Here is an 18,706-nt window from a genome sequence, read left to right as displayed (position 1 = left end):
AAGCAGGACTGCGTCGTTGTCCGACCCTAGCCGTTGCCGAACTCGAAGCGTCCCGTGCAGATGGAGTCACGGAGAGTGCTGCCGTCGTAGTCCTTGGAACACAGGTTGGCGTCGAAGTCGGCGCCCTCCGCGATGTTCAACGACCCGCAGACCGTTGACGTCGAACCGCCGCCGTTGGTGTCGTTGCACGTGCCGCTCTTGGCCGGTGCCCACCACTGGCCATACGCGCCGTAGCTGTCGACGTAGGCGTCCCGGACGTACAGGGTCTCGCTTCCCGAGTTGTCGAAGATGATCTCGGATCGCAGGTGGCTACCCCAGCTGATCGAGTTGCTCCACGCAGTGGCGTCGGCCGTGACCGTCGTCCCTGCCAGGACAACCACTGAGGCTGCTCCTACGGCCAAGGACCTGAAGATCATTCGCATCGGCATTCCCTTTCGTCCAGGGGCAGGCCCTGATGCGCGCCCGAGGTGCGCGGAGACTAGCAGGCTGTGACGGGCCTCACCATGCACTGCGCGCAAGGCGGGCGGCCACCGGTGTCCCGGTGACCGCCCGCCTCGTGATGTGTCCGACTAGCCGACGCTGATCGCCGTGTCGTCGATGACGAAGCTCGTCTGGAGCGACGAGTCCTCGTTCATCAGGAATTTCAAGGTGACGGTCTTGCCCTTGTACGCCGACAGGTCGAACGTCTTCTGGACGTAGCTGGTCGACTTGTTGAGGTTGGAGTACGTCGCCAGGGTGCTGGTCGTCGTACCGTTGACGATCTGCACCTTCGCGGTGTCGTAGGCCGTCGTGCCCGTCGTCTCCGCCGTGTCGATCCTGACCCAGAAGGTCAGCGTCGCCGAGGTTGCCGTCGCGGGGATCGTGACCGACTGGTTCTCGTTCTCCGTCGACGTGGAGCCGTTGCCGCCGAGCCACATCTTCCAGGTGCCGGTGCGTGCGGGACGACCGGTGTTGTTGGTGATCGGCCCACTGGTGCCGGTCCAGTCAACGAATCCCGACTCGAACCCGGGGTTCTTCAACAGGTTGCCGGACGGCGTGCCGCCGCCACTGATGGTCCACGTGAAGCTCGTCGAGCCCGTTGCCCCGGTGGTGTCCGTCGCAGTGGCGGTGACGTTGGACGTGCTGGCCGTCGTCGGCGTACCCGAGATCAAGCCGGTGCTGGCGTTGATCGAGAGCCCCGCCGGCAGGCCGGTGGCCGACCAGGTCAGGGTCTGGCCGGCGCCCGAGGACGATCCGGTCAGCTGCAACGAGGTGGCCGTGCCGACGGTGCCGGTGCGGTTGCCCGGGTTGGTGACGGTGACCGTGTTGCCGGCCGTGGTGCAGGTCGGGTCAGCGGTCTGCGCCGGGACGGAGACGGCGTTCCATGCCGCCTTGACCGCGTTGAACTCCACGCACGAACCCGGGTAGAGGTTCTTCGCGGCGGTGAGAGTCCAGGTGCGGTACTTCAGGTAGTTCGAGCTGGTGGTCTTCATCAGCATCGCGTTGTAGAAGATCTTGCCGGCCTTCTGGATGCCGATGCCGGTCAGCGTTCCTCCGTTGTTGCAGGTCGTGCTGGAGGGCTTGCCGACCGGGTTCGTGCCCTCGGCGAGGAGGTAGAACCAGTGGTTGCCGGGCCCGGCGGCCGAGTGCACCTCGGTGTTCGGGATCGAGCTGGAGTAGCAGTTCGGGTCGCCCTTGGCCGAGGGGTTGTACATGTTGCGGATCTCGCCGTCGCCGACCAGGTCGACCTCTTCGCCGATCAGGTAGTCCGGCTCGTCGTAGGTGCTGGACTGGTTGGCGTAGTGCTCGGTCAGTGCCCCGAAGACGTCACCGACGAACTCGCTGGTCTGGCCGCCGGAGTGGCCGCCCGGCGTGTTCTGGTCGATGCCGTGGCCGTACTCGTGCGCCATCACGTCGAGGTTCGTCAGCCACTCGGTGTTGGCCTGGTTGTGGCCGATGCGGACCCACTCGGTGCCGTTGCAGTAGCCCGGCTCGCTCAGGCCCGGCGGGCAGTAGAACGCGTTGATCTCGTCCTTGCCGACCCGGGTCTGCCAGCCGTCGCCATTGGCCTTGAAGCCTTCGCGGCCGAGCCACTGGCTGAGCATCTTCTCCTGCGTCTGCAGGGAGTACAGGGCGTCGACGCAGCCGGTCTCCTTGCTCAGGCCGGTGCCGTCACCCCAGACGTTGTCCGGGCCCGAGAGCACCGGGACGGTGGTGGTGGCGTTGTTGTCGATGCGGCAGTCGAGCCCCGGGGTGTTGGGGTCGGCGAGCGAGTACGACGAGGCGCCCTGCGTGGTCTCGATCGACAAGGGGCTCGGACCGTTGTGGTGGCCGGTGCCGCTGCCGGTCGCGAAGTGCACCAGCTCGTCCGCCTCGAGGACGGCGCCCTGGACGGCGTCGACGTAGATGTCGCGCACCGAGCGGTCGCCGTCGGTCGTGAGACCACTGACGGTCACCTTCCACGCCAGCTGGGGCGTCGTGAGCGCGTGGACCACGAGCTCCGGCGTGCCGCGCAGCTCGGCCTTGCTGAGCGTCGCCTTCGCCGACGTGGTGGCCGACTTCGCGCTCACCTTCGGCGTCACCGCCAGGTTCCCGATCGCGCGCTTCTGCGCCACGGTCGTGTCGAGGATCTGCCCGTCACGGTTGGTGACGACGACGAAGTCGCCGCCGCGCACCGGGAGGCCCTCGTAGGTCCGCGTGTACGGCGCGAACTGCAGGCCGGCTCCGCCGCTGACCACGGGCTCGGCGACGAACTTCTCGCTGCCGCTCACCTTGAGCTGCGGGGCACGGCTGTTGACCAGCGCCTGCGCGGACTGGTGGGCACGCTTCTTCGGATCGTCCTTGCCGGGAGAGGCGGCGACGACGGTGTCCGCGTGCGCGGACTGAACTGCGAGGGGTGCCGCGGCAAGTGCCGAGGCGGCGACAAGGGTGGCGACGAGGCCACCCATCAGGTTGCGTTTCACTTCTTGACCCACACTCCTCTTGAGAGTTGGGCTCGTCGCGCCCCGGTTCTGGGGAGTCGGGCGAGCCGGCTGGAGGCCGACCCGGCGAGGATGAATGCTGGACCGACCAGAGCCCAACCTGTTGCCAGGCTGATTTCGCCGTCAATGGGGCGGGACCTGCGAGTTAGAGCAATGCAAGAACATGAGCCAAGGCGCCACGCCTTGCGGTCAGACCGCTTCTGCTCCCCGTCGCGGCGTACGGCGTCCCGCGGCGACTCCGCCGTCGACCACCAGGTCGGTCCCCGTCACGTAGCTGCTCTCGTCGGACGCGAGGTAGCGCACGGCCTGCGCGACCTGCTCCGGAACGCCGCGCCGACCCAGCGGAATGGTGCGCACGTAGGCGTCCCAGTCGGTGTCGGCGAAGTCGGCGCCGTCGGTGATCGGCGTCTCGATGCTGCCCGGACACACGGCGTTGACCCTGATGCCGCGGTCCGCGAGCTCGAGGGCAGCGACCCGCGTCAATGCCGACACGGCGAACTTCGAGGCGACGTAGGCACCGAGCTCGGCCGTGGCGAGGACGCCGTTGAGCGAGGAGAGGTTCACGATCGCACCGCCGTCGACCAGGTGTCGCCCGGCGGCACGGACGCCGAGGAACGTCCCGGTCAGGTTGAGGTCGAGGATCCTGCGGAACTCAGGGAGGGTGGTGTCGACGAGCGACTTCTTCAGGGCTGCACCGGCACAGTTGACGAGCGTCGTCAGGCGTACGCCGTCGCCCTCCACCTGCGCGATCGCGGCCGTCCACGCGTCCTCGTCCGTGACGTCGAGCCGGATGAATCGGGCATGGTCACCGAGGTCCGCGGCCGCTGCTTCGCCTCGCTCCTGGTCGACGTCCGTCAGGTAGACCGTCGCGCCTTCCTCATGCAGCAGCGCGCTGACGGCGCTGCCGAGACCGCCGGTCGCGCCGGTGACGAGCGCGACCTTCCCGCGCATGCTGGCGCCGCTCACGAGACGGTGAACCTGCCACCGTTGCTGAGCAGCACGGCTCCGACGACGTTGGCGGCGGCGGGTGAGGCGAGGTAGCAGATGCTGTCCGCGATCTCCTCCGGCGCCGCATAGCCGGGGACGCCGGATCCGTTCATCGCGCTCCGGAGCCCGTCGGGCGTCCGCGATGCCATGGGGGTGTCCACGGGCCCGGGTGCGACCGCATTCACCCGGACACCGAAGGCGATCAGCTCCTTGGCGGCTGCCTGGGTCAGCGCCTGCGCACCGGCCTTCGAGGCGGCGTACGGCCCATAGCCGGTGAGGGTGTCGAAGGCGGCTGACGAGCTCACCGTGACCACGGCGCCCTCACCTCGCGGCACCATCACGCGGGCCGCGGCCCGCAACACGTGGAAGGTGCCGTCGAGATTGACCGCCATCAGTCGCCGCCACGTGTCGTCAGTGACCGTGCGCAAGGCATCGATGGGCGTCCCTGCGGCACGGGCTGCGTTCAGCAACGCCTTCGACGCCGGGTCGTCGACGCCCGCGGCGTGGATCACCACGTCGAGGCGCCCGTGCTCGGCCACCGTCGCATCGACGACGGCATCGACATCGGCGGCCCGGGAGACGTCCACGCGCGCCGGCCGGACGGTCGGCAGCTCAGCAGCCATGGCTTCTGCGCTCTCCTCGTTGAGGTCGGCGATCACGACCGCGGCACAGCCCTCTGCCGCCAGCCGGCGGACGACGGCGGCGCCGATGCCGGACGCACCTCCCGTCACCAGCGCGACCTTTCCTGCGAAGCGAGCTTCGGTGCTCATCGCTCAGTTCCTCTCATTGATCTGGTTCTTCAGTGGGTCATCAGTGCGTCCAGCAGCACGCGGGTCCGCGGCTCCTCGTCGAGCAGCCGCCAGACGTGCTCGCGGAGTCGGTGCTCGGGAACGGTCAACCGCACGGTCTCCGACGCGACGTGGTCGGCCCACGAGTTCATCGGGAAGGTCTCCACGAACACGCCGGGATGCTCCAGGTCGACCAGGAGCTCCCAGCGGCTCGCGCCCAGGCGCTGCCGCGAGAGCCGGAGTGCCTCGACGGCTTCGAGGAACGCCGGCACCTTGTCGTACGACGGCACGTAGGTCACCTCGATCCGTACCGGTCGGTCCAGCTCCACCTCGCCCAGGCTGGGCGTCTCGACCTCCGCCAGGTCCGGCGCGATGCCGTCACTGGGGAGCAGGCCGTGCCTGAGGAAACCGCTCGCGGCGATGGCCATCAGCACCGCCGCGACACCCAGCGCGCCGCTCAGCCCGATGAGGTCGGCGAGCACACCCCAGGCGAGGGCGCCGAGCGCCTGGCAGCCCTGGAAAGCCAGCAGGATGAGGGCGATGATCCGCGGTCGCACCCAGTCGGGAAGTGCCTGGTGCGCCGCCGTCATCCAGGTCGTCTGTACACCGACCCAGGCGGCTCCGCCCAGCACCAGGAGCGCACCGACCACGACCCGGTCCGAGCTGAGCGCGAGGCCCGCGAGCATCAGGCCGAAGGCGACCGACCCGGCGAACCCGAAGTGGTTGACGGCAAGCCGTGCGCGCACGGGCGCGAGCAGCACCGTGCCGCCGACGGCCCCGACTCCGACCGCTGCGAAGAGCAGCCCGAAGCCGTTGGAGTCCAGTCCCAGGCGGTCGTGGACCACGAGCGGGAGCAGCGCCCAGAGCGCGGCCGACGGCACTCCGAACAGGCACAGCCGGAGCAGCAACCGGCGCGTCCACGGCGAGTGCCGGGTGAAGCGGAGCCCGCCCCGGATCGACCGCATGAGGCTCTCGCCGGTCGACGCCACCGCCAGCGTCCGCGGTGCGGCCGCGGCCATCGCGACGGCACAGCCAGCAAAGAGCGCGGCCGTCACGACGAAGGTGGTGGGCCCACCCACCAGCGACAGCCCGACACCGCCGACCACCGGACCGACGGCACGCGCCAGGTTGAAGGTCACGCCGTCGACGAGGGCGGCGGAGGCCAGGGCCGGCCGGTCGACGAGCCGCGGGATCTGCGACTGCCACGCAATCGCGAGCCCGACCAGACCGCTGCCGATGGCGACCACGGTCAACAGCATCGGCAGGACCGCGTCGGGGCGCGTCACGGACAGCCGCGCTGCGGTGGCGCTGGCCAGCGCCGAGAGCGCGGTCGCCGACGCCATCATCCGGACGGGCGAGACCCGACCGACGAGGGCGCCGACGGGCAGGCAGAGGACGAAGAACGGCAGGCTCATCGCCGCCGGCACCGCGGCGACCACGGTGGCCGAACGGCCGGCCTCGGTCATCGTCCACTGGCCGGCGACGACGTGCATCCAGACGGCGATCGCGTTGACCAGCTGGAGCAGCACGAGCACCCGGAAGCGGGCGAAGCGCAGCGCCAGCAGCGGGGAGGCCCCCGGTGAACGCACCGGGCCCCCGCTCCCGGACCCGCCGGTGACGACGGGCCGAGGGAGCGAGGGCCGGTGCATGGGGTTTCTCAGGACGCTCGCGCGGTCACGGGGATACGAAGTCGCCGACGCCGACGAACTCGCCGTCCTGGACCTCGACGCGCATCACGGCGTCGGTTCCGAGGTGGCCGTCCTCGCTGAAGGAGAAGGGCGGGGCGAGACCGGTCTCGATGTTCGACGCCGACTGGATCGCCTTCGTGATGCTCGCGCTGTCGATGTCTCCGTCGATCGTCTTCAGGATCTCACCGAAGGCCTTGGCCCAGGCGAAGTTGGCGATCGAGTAGAAGTCGGGCTCCTGGTCGGGTGCGTACTTCTTCATCGCTTCGCGGTACTCGACCGCAGCCGGGTCGTCGGAGTTCGGCGGCAGGGTGAGCGAGACCGCCCGGAAGCCTTCGGCGTTGTCGCCGGCGAGCTCGATCAGCGCGCCGGTGGCCGGCGGGGCGTAGGCGTAGGCCGGGGCGTCGAGGCCCTGGAGTGCGGCCTCGTTGAGGTAGGCCGCCGCTTCGGGCACGGGGAGGATCAACAAGACTGCGTCCGGCTGCTTCTTCTTGACTGCCGCGACGTACGGGCTGAAGTCGGTGCTGCCGAACTTGACCACGACCCGGTCGGCGGTGCCGCCGCCGTCCTCGATCACCTTGGTCGCCGCGTCGTCGACAGTGGCGAAGGCGTCGGGGTCGTCGCGGACGATCACGATGTCCTCGGCGCCTTCCTCCATGGCCCACTTGACGGCCACGGCCGCCTGGTCCTCATAGAGCGCCTGGGTGCCGAAGAGACCCTTGCGGGCCGGGTCGTACCAGGCGTTCGAGCCGCCGTACGTCCCGAAGATCGGGACCTTCGACTGGTCGAGCACGAACGGGAAGGTGGCCTCGGTCGGCGCGGTTCCGTTGGCCGTGACGATGGCCTGGACGCCGTCGCGGGAGATCATCTTCCGCGCGATCTGGAGCGTCTGCTGGGGGTCGAACGCGTTGTCCTCGGTGATGAAATCGATCTTGCGACCATCGATCCCACCGTCGGCGTTGAGCATGTCGAAGTAGGCGCTCGCGCCTGCCTCCGACGGCACGCCACTGGCCGCCACGGGACCCGACAGCGGGTACCAGGCGCCGATCTTGAGGGCGTCGTCGCTGCTGCCGCCGCCAGAGCCACACGCCGCCAGCAGGAGCGAGGACACCACCGCTGCGATACCGAACCGGACCGTCTTCATGAGGAACCTCCGACTAACTGAGTTGAGTTCACTTCAGTAGTGAAGCAGGCCAACGGTGTGATGGCAACCACTTCGGACCGAAAAACTGAATTGAGTTCAGTCGAGCGAGAAGAGTGCTCCGTCGGGCCCGTCCGCGACAACGGCCCGGGCGCGCGCAACGAGGACGTCGAGGTGCGCGATCGTCTCGCAGGTCGCGATCATCCGGTTGAAGTCGTCGAGCTCGGCGTACGCACGCCGGTGGCGCGTCCAGGTCAGGGCCTGCGCCACCTGCGAGGCCGTGGCCGTCGAGCCGAGGCGGTCCAGCGCCTCGACCGTCTCGGCCAGGCGTACGTCGTGGTGCTCGAGCAGCTCGGAGGCACGGGCATGGACGCTCGACCCGGGCGCTCCGTGGGCCGGCAGCAGGACGGCGTCCGGCCGCGCCAGCACCTGCTCGAGCGAGGTCAGATAGCTGCCGAGCGGGAGGTCCCACTCCCCCAGCTCGAAACCGATGGACGGGGAGATGGTCGGCAGCAGGTGGTCACCCGCGAACAACAGGCCGGCCTCGAGATCGTGGAACACGAGGTGGCCCTTGGTGTGACCGGGCGTGGCCACCGCCTCGACCACGCGAGCACCGATGGCGTACTCCCCCGGATCCAGCCAGCTGTCCGGCTTCTCCCAGGACTCGGCGTCGAAGCACTCCGCAGCCGTCAGCTCCTCGATCAGGTCCGCCAGGTCCGGGTCGCCCGACCGGCGCAGCTGGGCGAGCGAGGCAACCGGGACGTTGCTCGCGATCTCGAGGAGCTCGTGCAGTCCGGGCGCTTCGTCGCGGCCCAGGCCGATCCTGGTGCCGAACCGGCGGCGCAGCTCCACGGCCAGCGTGTAGTGGTCACGGTGGATGTGGGTGACATAGACGTCGCGGACCGACGCGGCGTCGTACCCGACGGAGCGGAGCGCCGACTCGAGCTCGTCGAGACTGGTCGGGGTCCGCCAGCCGGCATCGATGAGCACCAGCCCGTCGCCGGTCTCCATCGCGTAGACGTTGACCGCGCGCAGGCCGTCGCCCGGCATGCTCAACGGGATCCGGAAGACCCCGGCGGAGACCTCATGGGCGCCGGGCTCGGCCCAGTCGTCCATCAGACAACCTGCGCTGCGGCCACCATGGTCATCTCGTCGCCGGTGAAGATCATCCGGCGCCCACGCATGGTGCCCACATGGGCGACCGCGGCCTTCCACTCCTCGCTCGCGAGCGCGGCGTCGAGCGCCTCGCGCGAGTCGAAGCTCAGCACTGACATGCCGTCCCATCCCGAGGACGCCGGGTCGATGCCGTCGACGAGCTCGGTGTGCAGCCAGCGTCGGAGCCCCGGCAGCGGATAGGTCACGTCGGCGTGCTCACCACGCCACCATTCGATGAACTGGTCGTGGGTCCAGTCAGTGGGTCGGGCAGCAAGGACGATCAGGTTGTACATGCAGCCATACTGACATGAACTAGGTTCAATTACGAGGGGTCCGGGCCGACGACCCGCAGGCAGGCGCCGGTGATCAGCTTGCGCACCTGGTCGAGGGTCATCGGTCCCCCGGGGCGGTACCAGCGCCACACGCTGACCACCATCGAGAGCAGCACGGTGGCCATCGCGTGGGCGTCGCGCTTGGGGAAGTCCTTCGCCTTCATGCCGCGCTCGAGCAGCCCGGTCCACTCGTTCTCGATGTCACGCACGAGGCCGCGCGCACGCTGCCGCTCCGCCTCCTCCTTCTCGGAGGGCCGCGGGGTGGCGAGCAGGTCCATGTGGCTCTGCAGGATGCGCATCTGCAGCACCTCGCGCTCCGTGACGTCGTACGCCGCCGCGACGGCCGCCTTGAGCGCCTTGTCGGCCGGCGTGACGTCGGCCGTGACCTCGCGGAAGCGCTCGAGCGAACGACCGAGCTCCATGTTCATGATGGTGAGCAGGCAGTGGGCCTTGGACTCGAAGTAGTGGTAGAGCGCGGTCTGGCCGATGCCGACCTCGTCGGCGATCTTCGCCCACTTGGTGTGCTCGTAGCCGTCCTGGCCGAAGCTGTCGATCGCAGCAGCGAGGATCACCGCACGCTTGGATCGCGGCCCCTCGGTCTCGGGCAACGTCTGCACCATCGTGGACCCCGTTCGCATCAGACAAGTCGAGCTCGGCTCGCCATGCTAGCAACGTGAGGTGAACTCAGGTCACTCCGACGCGGCGAGTTCCGAGGCCAGCCGGACCGCGTCCGGACGGGACAGCTTGCCCACCCGGTTCTGCGGGAGGTCCGGCACGGCGAAGACGAACTCGGGCCATTTCGCCTTGGGGAAGCCCGCCTCGTCGAGCCGGGACGTGATGTCGGGAAGGCTCAGGGCCGGCCCGACAGCGACCACCAGCGCGGCGACGCGTTCGCCGAGCATCTCGTCGGGCACGGGCACCACGCACACCTGGGCGATCCCGGGGATGCGGGCGATCGCCGCCTCCACCTCGTTGATGTCGATGTTGCGACCGCCCCGGATGATGATCTGCTTCTGGCGACCCAGGATGGTGATGGTGCTGTCGGCATTGAGCCGGACCAGGTCGCCGGTGGGCAGGAAGCCGTCGGCGGTGAGCTCGGGGCGCTGCGTGCGACCACCCCGCGCGTAGCCGGCGAACAGGCTCGGTCCGCGCACCTGGGCGGCTCCGACCTCACCGGGCGGCATCGGCGCGCCGTTGTCGTCGACCGCGCGCACCTCGGTGCCGGGGAACGGCCGGCCGTCGCAACCCAGCCTGGTCGTGGCGTCCTCGTGCGGGCTGGTGGTCGTGTGCCCCAGGCACTCCGACATCCCGAACACCCGGATGAACGTGGTGCCGAGCGTCTGCTCGGCGCGCCCGAGGGCCCCGGCGTCCATCGGACCGCCGCCGACCGTCATCGCCTTGAGCCCGGACAGTCGGCCCTCTGCGCCCTGCCGCACCGACAGCTGGAGCGCCATCGTCGGCACGAGCATCGTCCAGCGCACGTCGTGCTCGGCCATCGCGTCGAGCGCTGCGTCCGGCTGCCACGACTCGATGCAGACCATCGATCCCTCGAGCAGGGCGGGCAGGTACATCCCGAAGCAGTACGCCGCGACCGACGACAGGGGCACGAACGCGCCGATGGCGTCGCCGGGCTGAAGCCCGATCGCCTCGATGGTCGCCCGTCCGGCGTACCGCAGCGACTCCTCGGACTGCACCACGCACTTGGGGCGGCCGGTCGATCCCGACGTCATCGCGACCGCGGCGCCTCCGTCCCAGCGGCCGACGTCGCTGGCCGGGCGACCGGAGGTCACCAGCGCCCAGCCGTCGAGCGCACTGCGCTTGTCGGGGAACGTCTCGTTGGAGGCGGCCCAGTGCTCGAGCACGGCGTCGGAGGCGACCACGGCGTCCGGCTCGATGTCCTCCATCGCCAGCGCGAACTCCGATGCGACGGCGTGACTGCTGAGCACCGCCACCATCCCGCCCCGCAGGCCCACCGCGAGTGCGGTCGCGAGCGTCCGCCAGGTGTTGTCGGCCTGGACCAGCACGGTCGGCGACCCGCCCAGCGCGTCCTGGAGCGCGGCCGCCAGGTCGTGGGCAGCGTGCATGACCTCACCGACGGTGTGCACGCCGAGCGCATCGATGACGGCCACGTCATCGGGCGCCCGTCCGGCGCGTTCGCCGAACTCCTTCGCGAGCTGCTGCATCTGTCCTCCTGGGTTCAGTGTTGACGATCGGCCGGCGCCACGAACAGTGGCTCCCGACGATCGAGTACGACGAGCGCGGTCATCGGGCGATCCAGCCGCCGTCGACGACCACCGCATGTCCGGTGACGTAGCTCGATGCCGCCGAAGCGAGGAACAGCAGTGCGCCGTCGACCTCGCCCTCCTGGCCGCCTCGGCCGAGCATCGTGTTGCGGCGGACCCAGCCAGCGGACTTCTCGTTGCTGAAGAGACCGTCGGTCATCTCGGTGTCGAACCAGCCCGGCACGATCGCGTTGACGCGGATCCCGCGCCGGCCCCACTGGCCGGCGAGCTCACGGGTGAGCCCCATGATTCCGGACTTCGACGCGGCATAGCTCGCACCTCCGATCGGGGCCGTCGAGACGAGGCCGATGACCGAGGAGATGTTGATGATCGACAGCGCGCCACCCTCCGGCACGGTCGCCGCGACTCCGGCCGCCAGGTGGAACCCGCTGGCCAGGTTGAGGTCGAGCAGCGAGGCGAAGCCGTCGACGGTCTCGTCCTCGGCGTGCGGCGTGCCCGGCATTCCGGCGTTGTTGACCAGGACGTCGATGTGCCCCGTGATCGCGACCGCGAGGTCGACGAGCGCGCGACGGTCCTCGTCGGAGGTCACGTCGCACCTGACCGGGACGACCCGGCCCTGACCGGGCGTCGTACCGTCGAGTTCCTTGGCGAGCACCTCGAGGCGGTCGAGGCGGCGCGCGGCAGCGACCACGGTGGCGCCGGCAGCGACGAGGGTGCGGGCGAAGCTCTCGCCGAGGCCCGAGGACGCTCCGGTCACGATCGCGACCCGGCCGGTCAGGTCGAACAGGGCGGGGAGGTTCGGTTGTGTCATGACGAATCCGATCAGTAGATCGCGGTGCGGCCGCCGTCGATGGGGATCACCGCTCCGGTCGTGTAGCCGGAGCCGTCGCCGGCGAGGTGGACGACCATGCCGACGATCTCGTCGGGCCGTCCGAGCCGGCCGGCGGGGAGCCGGTCGACGATCTTGCCGATGAACTCCTCGTCCCAGCCCTCGGCCATGTCGGTGGCGAACCCGCCGGGCATGACGCAGTTGACGCGCACGTTGGGGGCGTACTCCTGGGCGAAGGCCATGGTGAGTGCGTTGAGCCCGTTCTTCGAGGCGGCGTACATCGCCTCGGGCGGGCTGGGCCGGATGGCGCCGATGCTCGAGATGTTCACGATCGAGCCACCGCCGGCGGCCGACATCCGGGCGCCGGCCACGGCCATCAGCCGGAACGGGCCCTTCAGGTTGACCTCGATGGTCTTGTCGAACAGCGACTCCGAGACGCCTTCCAGCGTCGGAGAGAGTGGCGCGATGCCGGCGTTGTTGACGAGTACGTCGAGGCGGCCAAGGTCGGCGTAGATCTTCTCGATCGCGGGCTCGATGCTGTCCCACTGCCCGACGTGAAGGGCCAGCGGCACGGCCGCGACCCCGGTTGCCTTGGTGATCGCCTCGGCGGCGATCTCGCACGACTCGAGCTTGCGGCTGGAGACCACGACGGTCGCGCCGGCGGCGGCCAGGCCCTGGGCGATCGCGAAGCCGAGCCCGCGCGTCGCGCCGGTGACCAGCGCGACCTTGCCTTCGAGGCCAGCCCCGCCGGTCATGACCGGGCTCCTGTGTACGTCGCTGCGTCGCGCGGCTTGCGGTAGCCGGCGAGCTCCATCGTGCCGATCGTGCGCAGGTGCACCTCGGTCGGACCGTCGGCGATCTGGAGGGCGCGGGTGATCGCGAAGAGCCGCGCGAGCACGGTGTCGTCGCTGACGCCGGCGGCACCGAAGGTCTGCACCGCGCGGTTCACCACGTCGTGGGCGACCTCCATCGCCACGACCTTGATCGCGGAGACGTCGGAGCGGGCGGCGGCGTTGCCCTGGGTGTCCATCAGCCACGAGGCCCTGAGGGTCAGCAGGCGGGCCTGGTCGATCTCCACCCGGCTGCGCGCGATCCACTCACGGACCACGCCCTGGTCGGCGAGCGGGCCTCCGAAGGCCTCCCGCTCGACGGCCCGGCGGCACATCATCGACAGGGCACGCTCGGCGAAGCCGATCGCCCGCATGGCGTAGTGCATCCGGCCGGGGCCGAGCCGGCCCTGGGCGATCGCGAAGCCGTCGCCCTCGGCGCCGAGCATGTTCTCGGCCGGCACGCGGACGTTGGTGAACTGCACCTCGCCGCGGCCGAGGCGGTCCTCGTAGCCGAACATCGTCAGGTCGCGGAGCACCTCGACGCCCGGCGCATCGGCCGGCACCAGGATCATGCTCTGCTGGCGGTACGTCGGACCGTCGGGATCGGACTTGCCCATGAAGATGACGAGCTTGCAGTCCGGGTCGAGGATGCCGGAGGTGTACCACTTGCGTCCGTTGAGGACGTAGCTGTCACCGTCGCGGGTGATGGTGGCGGTGATGTTGCGGGCATCGGAGCTGGCCACGGCCGGCTCGGTCATCGCGAAGGCCGACCTGATCTGGCAGTCGAGCAGCGGCCGCAGCCACTGCTCCTTCTGCGCAGGGGTGCCGTACATCGCCAGGATCTCCATGTTGCCGGTGTCCGGCGCGGAGCAGTTCAGGGCCTCGGGGCCGATGATCGATCGGCCGGCGAGCTCCATCAGCGGCGCGTACTCCAGGTTGGTCAACCCGGCGCCCAGCCCGTCGTGGGTCATGAAGAGGTTCCAGAGCCCGAGCTCGCGGGCCCTGGCCTGCAGGTCGCGCATCACCTGCGGCTGCTCGTGTGCGTTGGCGGCTGCGGCGATCTGCGCGTCGTAGACCACCTCGGCCGGGTAGACGTGTTCGTCCATGAAGACCTGCAGACGGTCCAACAGGTCACGTGTCCGGGCGGTTGGCTCGAAGTCCACGGCTGTCCTCTCTCGATGCGATGTGCGGTGTTCAGGAGCTGATCGAGAGTCCGGTCTCGATGAGCCGGCGAATGGTGTCCGGCAGCTTCTCCTGGTCGGGGTCGTGATGACGTCCCTCGAGGTGGCGGCGCAGGTTGTGGCCCATGATCGCGGCCATCTTGTAGCGGCCGAGGGCGTTGAACCACGCGAGCTCGTCGACGGCGCGACCATCAGCGGCGTACGCCGAGACGAGCTCGTCCGCGGTGGGCAGGCCGGGTACGTCGCGGCCCACGCCGGGGAAGTTCGTGCCGTCGGCGAAGACCAGGAACCAGCCGAGCTCGACGCGGGGGTCGCCGACGCTCCAGATCTCCCAGTCGATGAGGGCTGCGGGTTCGGTGCCGTTGCAGAGCAGGTTGCCGAGCCGGTAGTCGCCGTGCACCAGGGTCGGCGTGACCGCGGCCGGGACGGACCCCGCGAGCAGGTCGTGCAGCCGATCGGCGTCCGGCACCAGCTGGGGCGGTACGGCGGCCATGGTGCGGGCCCAGCGGGCGAGCTCGTCGCGCGGCGTCAGCGGGTCGGCGTCGACGGGCACCTTGTCGAGGGGCACGTCGTGGAGGGCGGGCAGGATCTCGGCGGCGCGCAGCATCCGTGCGGCGGCGAGCTCGGCCGGCACCTCGGGGCTGTCGAGCACGGGCTCGAGGGACTCGCCGGCGACCAGCTCCATAGCGAACCAGGCCGGCTCGGTCTCGTCGGTCGCGACGATCGCCGGCACCGGCATCCCGGTCGGCGCGAGGGCGGAGATCATCCGCGCCTGGCGGAGCATGTCGTGGCGACCGATGGCCTTCTGGCCCTCCGGCACCGACTTGATCACGAGCGGACCTTCGCCGGTCTCGAGGCGGTAGGTGAGGCCGGAGTGACCGCCGGGGAGGCGCGCGAGGCTACCGACGTCGAGACCGGGACGCTGCTGGAGCAGGGCCGTGGTCACGCGGGCGACGAGCTCGCCCTCGAACTTCTCGGTGCTCATGCGCGTGGCTCCCGGGGCAGGCCGAGCACACGCTCGGCGATGATGTTGTGCTGGATCTCGTCGGTGCCGCCGGCGATCCGGTAGCCCGGTGCGCCGAGCAGGTGCTCGGTCCAGGCCCAGGTCCCCCAGCGTCCGCCGTCGGTGGCGACCGCGGGGCCGAGCAGGGTCCGCACGACCTCGGAGGTGCGCGCCATGGTGTCGGTGGCGAGCAGCTTGCCCAGGGACGCTTCGGGCCCGGGGTCCTGGCCGGACACGACGGCCGCGGCCACCCGCATCCCGGTCAGGCGCTGGACGTAACTGCGGGTGACGAGGTCGGCGACGCGGTCGCACTCGAGCTCGGAGAGCGTCCGGTCGAGGTGGCGGGCGAGCTCCACGGCCCGGTCGGCATTCGCGAGGCCGAGGTTGCCCGAGTCGAGCCGTTCGGCGGCGAGCACGGTCAGCGCTACCCGCCAGCCCTCACCCTCCGGGCCGAGCCGCATGTCGTCGGAGAGCTCGACCCCGTCGAGGTAGACCTCGTTGAAGGAGCTGCCGCCGGTCATCTGGCGAATAGGTCGCACGGTGACGCCGGGTGCGCCCATCGGCACCAGGAAGACGGTGAGCCCGGCGTGCTTGGCGACCGTCGGGTCGGTGCGCGTGACGGCGACGCCGAAGTCGGCGACGAGGGCGCCGGAGGTCCACACCTTGTGGCCGTCGAGGACCCAGTGGCCATCTCGGCGGACCGCGCGAGTGCGCACCGCCGCGAGGTCGGAGCCCGCCTCGGTCTCGGAGAACAGCTGACAGGCGATCAGGTCGGTGCGCAGCATCGCGCGCACGAACTTCTCCCGCTGCGCGGGTGTCCCCCACTGGGCGATCGTCGGTGCCACCAGCTGCTGGGTCACCGAGAACATCTCGGTCCGGCGCGGGACGTCGTACGCCTCCTCCTCCTGACGGAAGGTGAGGGCGTAGGACATCGGCAGGTTGCGGCCGCCGTACTCCTCGGACCAGGTGAGGGCACCCCAGCCGGCGTCGTACTTTGCCTGCTCGTAGGCGCTGATCCGGTCGGTCTCGGCGCGTTCTTCCTCGGCCGTCCAGTTCTCGAAGACGGCGACGGAGTCCGACCCGACACCCCACTCGACGGCCGAGCGTGGCTCGGCCACGGTCGCCAGCCAGGCGCGGGCGGCGGTCGCGAACTCGTCGAGGGAGGGTGGGGTGTCGAGGGTCATCGTCGTCCTCTCAGACAGCGAGCACCGTGCATGCGCTGATGCCCGGAGCTCCGTAGACGTGGGTGAAGCCGATCCGCGGGTCGGCGACCTGGCGTGCGCCGGCCTCGCCGCGGAGCTGGGTGACGATCTCGTGCACCTGGCGGAGGCCGGAGGCGCCGATCGGTTCGCCGTTGGCGATGCAGCCGCCGTCGGTGTTGACCGGCAGCCGGCCACCGATCTCGGTCTCGCCGGCGGCGATCATCGCCTCCTGCTCACCGTCCTTGCAGAAGCCGCACTCGGCGAGGTGCATGAGCTCGGCGCCGCTCTCGGTGTCCTGGAGCTGGGCGACGTCGATCTCGTCGGGCGTCACCCCGGCCGCAGCGAAGGCCGCGGCTGCCGCGTCGGCGCTCACGCTCGACGGACGTCCGGCCCCCTGGATGGCGGGGCTGAACACCTCGAACGAGCCGAACCGACGACTGCGCATCGCAGCACCGAGCAGCTTGACCGAGCGACCGATTCCCTTGGCGACGGCGTCATTGGTGACGACGACGGCAGCGCCGCCTTCGCCCGGCGAGCAGAACATGAACCGGGTGAGCGGGTCGTTGACCATGTCGGCGGCTGCGATCAGGTCGGCGGCCATGGGTTCCTGGCGCCACGCGTTCGGGTTGAGCGCGCCGTTGCGGTAGGCCTTCTCGGCGATCAGGGCGAGGGTCCCTTCGCTGATGCCGTGCTCGCGGAGGTAGCGCGCGATCTTGATGCCGAAGAACTGGGTGGTGACCATCAGCCCCGCTTCGCCGTACGCCGCGGGCAGGCCCCAGTCCTCGGGCCGCGGGTCGAAGGCACCGCGCGGGTGCTTGTCGAACCCGACGGCGAGCGCGACCTCTGCCGAGCCGGAACGGATCGCGTTCACGGCCGACATCAGCGCGCTGCCGCCGGTGGCGCAGCCGTTCTTCACGTTGGTGAACGCGATCCCGGTCAGGCCGAGGTCCGCGACGAGCGTGTCCGCGAGCCCGGACCCGTCACTGCCACCGAAGGCGACCTGGACGTCGGACCAGGCGAGCCCGGCGTCGCCCAGCGCTGCGGCGATCGCGTCGAGCGCGAGGTCGCGGCCGGACTTGTCGGGTTGGCGGCCGAACTTCGAGAGTCCGGCGCCGACGATCGAGACGCCGGTGCTCATCGGGGCACTCCCCCAACAGCGGGCCCATCAGCGGGCCCACCAGCGGACCGGGCGAGCGCCTGGTCCGTGGCGAAGCGCGGCACCGGATCGGCAGTCACCAGGGTGACTTCCGCATCGCCGTCGAGCTCAGCGAAGTCGGTGCAGTCGAGGACGGCTTCCACCTTCACTCCTTCGGGCAGTTCGACGTAGCCGACCGCGAAGGGCACGAACCCGCCCTCGGGGACGACGTACGGCGGCGACTTGGGGGCGAACCGCTGCACGGTGAAGCCCCACACCGTCCCGCGACTGCCGAGCTCGAGCGACTCCTGGGAGGATCGCCCGCAGCTCTGGCAGCCGCGGGCCGCCGGGAAGGCGACTGTGCGGCAGTGCTGGCAGCGGCTTCCGGTCAGCGACCGACCCATTTGGGTTCACGCTTCTCGAGGAAGGCGTTGACGCCTTCGCGTGCGTCCTCCGACTGGAGCGCGTTGCCGACGGCCAGGTGCTCCATGACCATCAGGGACTGGATGTCGGCGTCGAGGCCGCGGTCGATCGTCATCTTGGTGAGCCGCATGGCGAAGGGGCTCTTGTCGATGATCGGCGCGATGAAGTCGGTGACCAGCTGGTCGAGCCGCTCGGCCGGAGCGGAGGCGTTGATGAGGTCGAAGTCGACCGCTTCCTGGCCCGACAGCAGCTTGCCGGTGAGCATGAGCTCCTTGGTCTTGCGGATGCCGATCATGCGCGGGAGGCGGTAGATCGGGCCGGCGCCACCGAAGAGCGCGCGACGGATGTGGAAGTCGCCGATCTTGGCGTCGTCGGAGGCGACCGCGAAGTCGCACGAGATCATCAGCTCGAAGCCACCCGCGGTGACGTAGCCCTCGAGGACCGCGACGGACGGGGTGTTCATCGAGTAGAGCCGGTCGCACACCTTGGCGGAGAGGACCGCCACCTCCATGGCGGTGGTGGTGCCGACGTAGTCGGCGAGCAGTTCGTCGAGGTCGAACCCGGAGCAGAAGGTGTTGTTGCGGCCACGCAGGACCAGGACCTTCAGGTTCGGGTCGCTGTCGACCTCGACGATGATCTCGTCGAGGCGGTGCAGCAGCTCGACCGTGACCGCGTTGAGCTTGTGCGGCCGGTTCAGCCACACACGGGCAATCTCGCCGTCCTTCTCGAGCACGATGTGGTCGGTGTCAACCATGGACCGGTCCTTTCAACGAAGTATTTGAACTGAATCCACTTCAGTTTGGGTGAGACCG

18 protein-coding genes are annotated in these 18,706 nt (G+C 69.9%); all 18 read right to left on the bottom strand.

The window, feature by feature from the left end:
• Positions 1 to 26 precede the first annotated feature (26 nt).
• The gene (locus ACOACQ_RS10280) at positions 27 to 380 is read right to left on the bottom strand and encodes a hypothetical protein (protein ID WP_378596195.1); all 354 of its coding nucleotides are present in this window, start codon (positions 378 to 380) and stop codon (positions 27 to 29) included.
• A 189-nt stretch (positions 381 to 569) separates the two neighbouring features.
• Positions 570 to 2,942 (bottom strand): M4 family metallopeptidase, encoded by a 2,373-nt coding sequence (locus ACOACQ_RS10275; RefSeq protein WP_378596196.1) that lies wholly within the window; start codon positions 2,940 to 2,942, stop codon positions 570 to 572.
• 207 nt (positions 2,943 to 3,149) lie between these two features.
• On the bottom strand, positions 3,150 to 3,926 hold the full coding sequence (locus tag ACOACQ_RS10270; protein ID WP_420288227.1) for an SDR family NAD(P)-dependent oxidoreductase: 777 nt from the start codon (positions 3,924 to 3,926) through the stop codon (positions 3,150 to 3,152).
• Positions 3,923 to 4,717: an SDR family NAD(P)-dependent oxidoreductase gene (locus ACOACQ_RS10265; RefSeq protein ID WP_420288226.1), complete on the bottom strand. Its 795-nt coding sequence runs from the start codon at positions 4,715 to 4,717 to the stop codon at positions 3,923 to 3,925. The genes ACOACQ_RS10270 and ACOACQ_RS10265 overlap by 4 nt, the downstream gene beginning before the upstream one ends.
• Positions 4,718 to 4,746: 29 nt before the next feature.
• The gene (locus ACOACQ_RS10260; RefSeq protein WP_420288225.1) at positions 4,747 to 6,324 is read right to left on the bottom strand and encodes an MFS transporter; all 1,578 of its coding nucleotides are present in this window, start codon (positions 6,322 to 6,324) and stop codon (positions 4,747 to 4,749) included.
• Between the two features lie 85 nt (positions 6,325 to 6,409).
• Positions 6,410 to 7,564 (bottom strand): ABC transporter substrate-binding protein, encoded by a 1,155-nt coding sequence (locus tag ACOACQ_RS10255; RefSeq protein ID WP_420288224.1) that lies wholly within the window; start codon positions 7,562 to 7,564, stop codon positions 6,410 to 6,412.
• A 96-nt stretch (positions 7,565 to 7,660) separates the two neighbouring features.
• Positions 7,661 to 8,677 (bottom strand): MBL fold metallo-hydrolase, encoded by a 1,017-nt coding sequence (locus ACOACQ_RS10250; protein WP_378596197.1) that lies wholly within the window; start codon positions 8,675 to 8,677, stop codon positions 7,661 to 7,663.
• Positions 8,677 to 9,009: an EthD family reductase gene (locus ACOACQ_RS10245; protein ID WP_378596198.1), complete on the bottom strand. Its 333-nt coding sequence runs from the start codon at positions 9,007 to 9,009 to the stop codon at positions 8,677 to 8,679. Before ACOACQ_RS10245 ends, ACOACQ_RS10250 begins: the two co-directional genes overlap by 1 nt.
• A 29-nt stretch (positions 9,010 to 9,038) precedes the next feature.
• Positions 9,039 to 9,686, bottom strand: a complete 648-nt coding sequence (locus tag ACOACQ_RS10240) for a TetR family transcriptional regulator (RefSeq protein WP_378596199.1) — start codon at positions 9,684 to 9,686, stop codon at positions 9,039 to 9,041.
• 51 nt (positions 9,687 to 9,737) lie between these two features.
• Positions 9,738 to 11,231, bottom strand: coding sequence for a class I adenylate-forming enzyme family protein (locus ACOACQ_RS10235; protein WP_420288223.1), 1,494 nt, complete (start codon positions 11,229 to 11,231; stop codon positions 9,738 to 9,740).
• A 79-nt stretch (positions 11,232 to 11,310) separates the two neighbouring features.
• Positions 11,311 to 12,102, bottom strand: a complete 792-nt coding sequence (locus ACOACQ_RS10230; protein ID WP_420288222.1) for an SDR family NAD(P)-dependent oxidoreductase — start codon at positions 12,100 to 12,102, stop codon at positions 11,311 to 11,313.
• Positions 12,103 to 12,113: 11 nt separating this feature from the next.
• Positions 12,114 to 12,875: an SDR family NAD(P)-dependent oxidoreductase gene (locus ACOACQ_RS10225; RefSeq protein WP_420288221.1), complete on the bottom strand. Its 762-nt coding sequence runs from the start codon at positions 12,873 to 12,875 to the stop codon at positions 12,114 to 12,116.
• Entirely contained in the window at positions 12,872 to 14,113 is a 1,242-nt protein-coding gene (locus tag ACOACQ_RS10220) for an acyl-CoA dehydrogenase family protein (protein ID WP_420288220.1), read from the bottom strand. Before ACOACQ_RS10220 ends, ACOACQ_RS10225 begins: the two co-directional genes overlap by 4 nt.
• A gap of 31 nt (positions 14,114 to 14,144) precedes the next feature.
• Positions 14,145 to 15,116, bottom strand: coding sequence for a phosphotransferase family protein (locus ACOACQ_RS10215; RefSeq protein ID WP_420288219.1), 972 nt, complete (start codon positions 15,114 to 15,116; stop codon positions 14,145 to 14,147).
• Positions 15,113 to 16,318, bottom strand: a complete 1,206-nt coding sequence (locus tag ACOACQ_RS10210; RefSeq protein ID WP_420288218.1) for an acyl-CoA dehydrogenase family protein — start codon at positions 16,316 to 16,318, stop codon at positions 15,113 to 15,115. Before ACOACQ_RS10210 ends, ACOACQ_RS10215 begins: the two co-directional genes overlap by 4 nt.
• Positions 16,319 to 16,328: 10 nt before the next feature.
• Positions 16,329 to 17,474, bottom strand: a complete 1,146-nt coding sequence (locus ACOACQ_RS10205) for a thiolase family protein (RefSeq protein ID WP_420288217.1) — start codon at positions 17,472 to 17,474, stop codon at positions 16,329 to 16,331.
• Entirely contained in the window at positions 17,471 to 17,875 is a 405-nt protein-coding gene (locus ACOACQ_RS10200) for a Zn-ribbon domain-containing OB-fold protein (protein WP_420288216.1), read from the bottom strand. Before ACOACQ_RS10200 ends, ACOACQ_RS10205 begins: the two co-directional genes overlap by 4 nt.
• Positions 17,860 to 18,648 (bottom strand): enoyl-CoA hydratase/isomerase family protein, encoded by a 789-nt coding sequence (locus tag ACOACQ_RS10195; protein WP_420288215.1) that lies wholly within the window; start codon positions 18,646 to 18,648, stop codon positions 17,860 to 17,862. The genes ACOACQ_RS10200 and ACOACQ_RS10195 overlap by 16 nt, the downstream gene beginning before the upstream one ends.
• Between the last annotated feature and the right edge of the window lie 58 nt (positions 18,649 to 18,706).

The organism is Nocardioides sp. CPCC 206347 (assembly GCF_048654605.1).
In the GTDB taxonomy this organism is placed as follows: domain Bacteria; phylum Actinomycetota; class Actinomycetes; order Propionibacteriales; family Nocardioidaceae; genus Nocardioides.
This window is presented reverse-complemented; position numbering and strand designations above follow the sequence as displayed.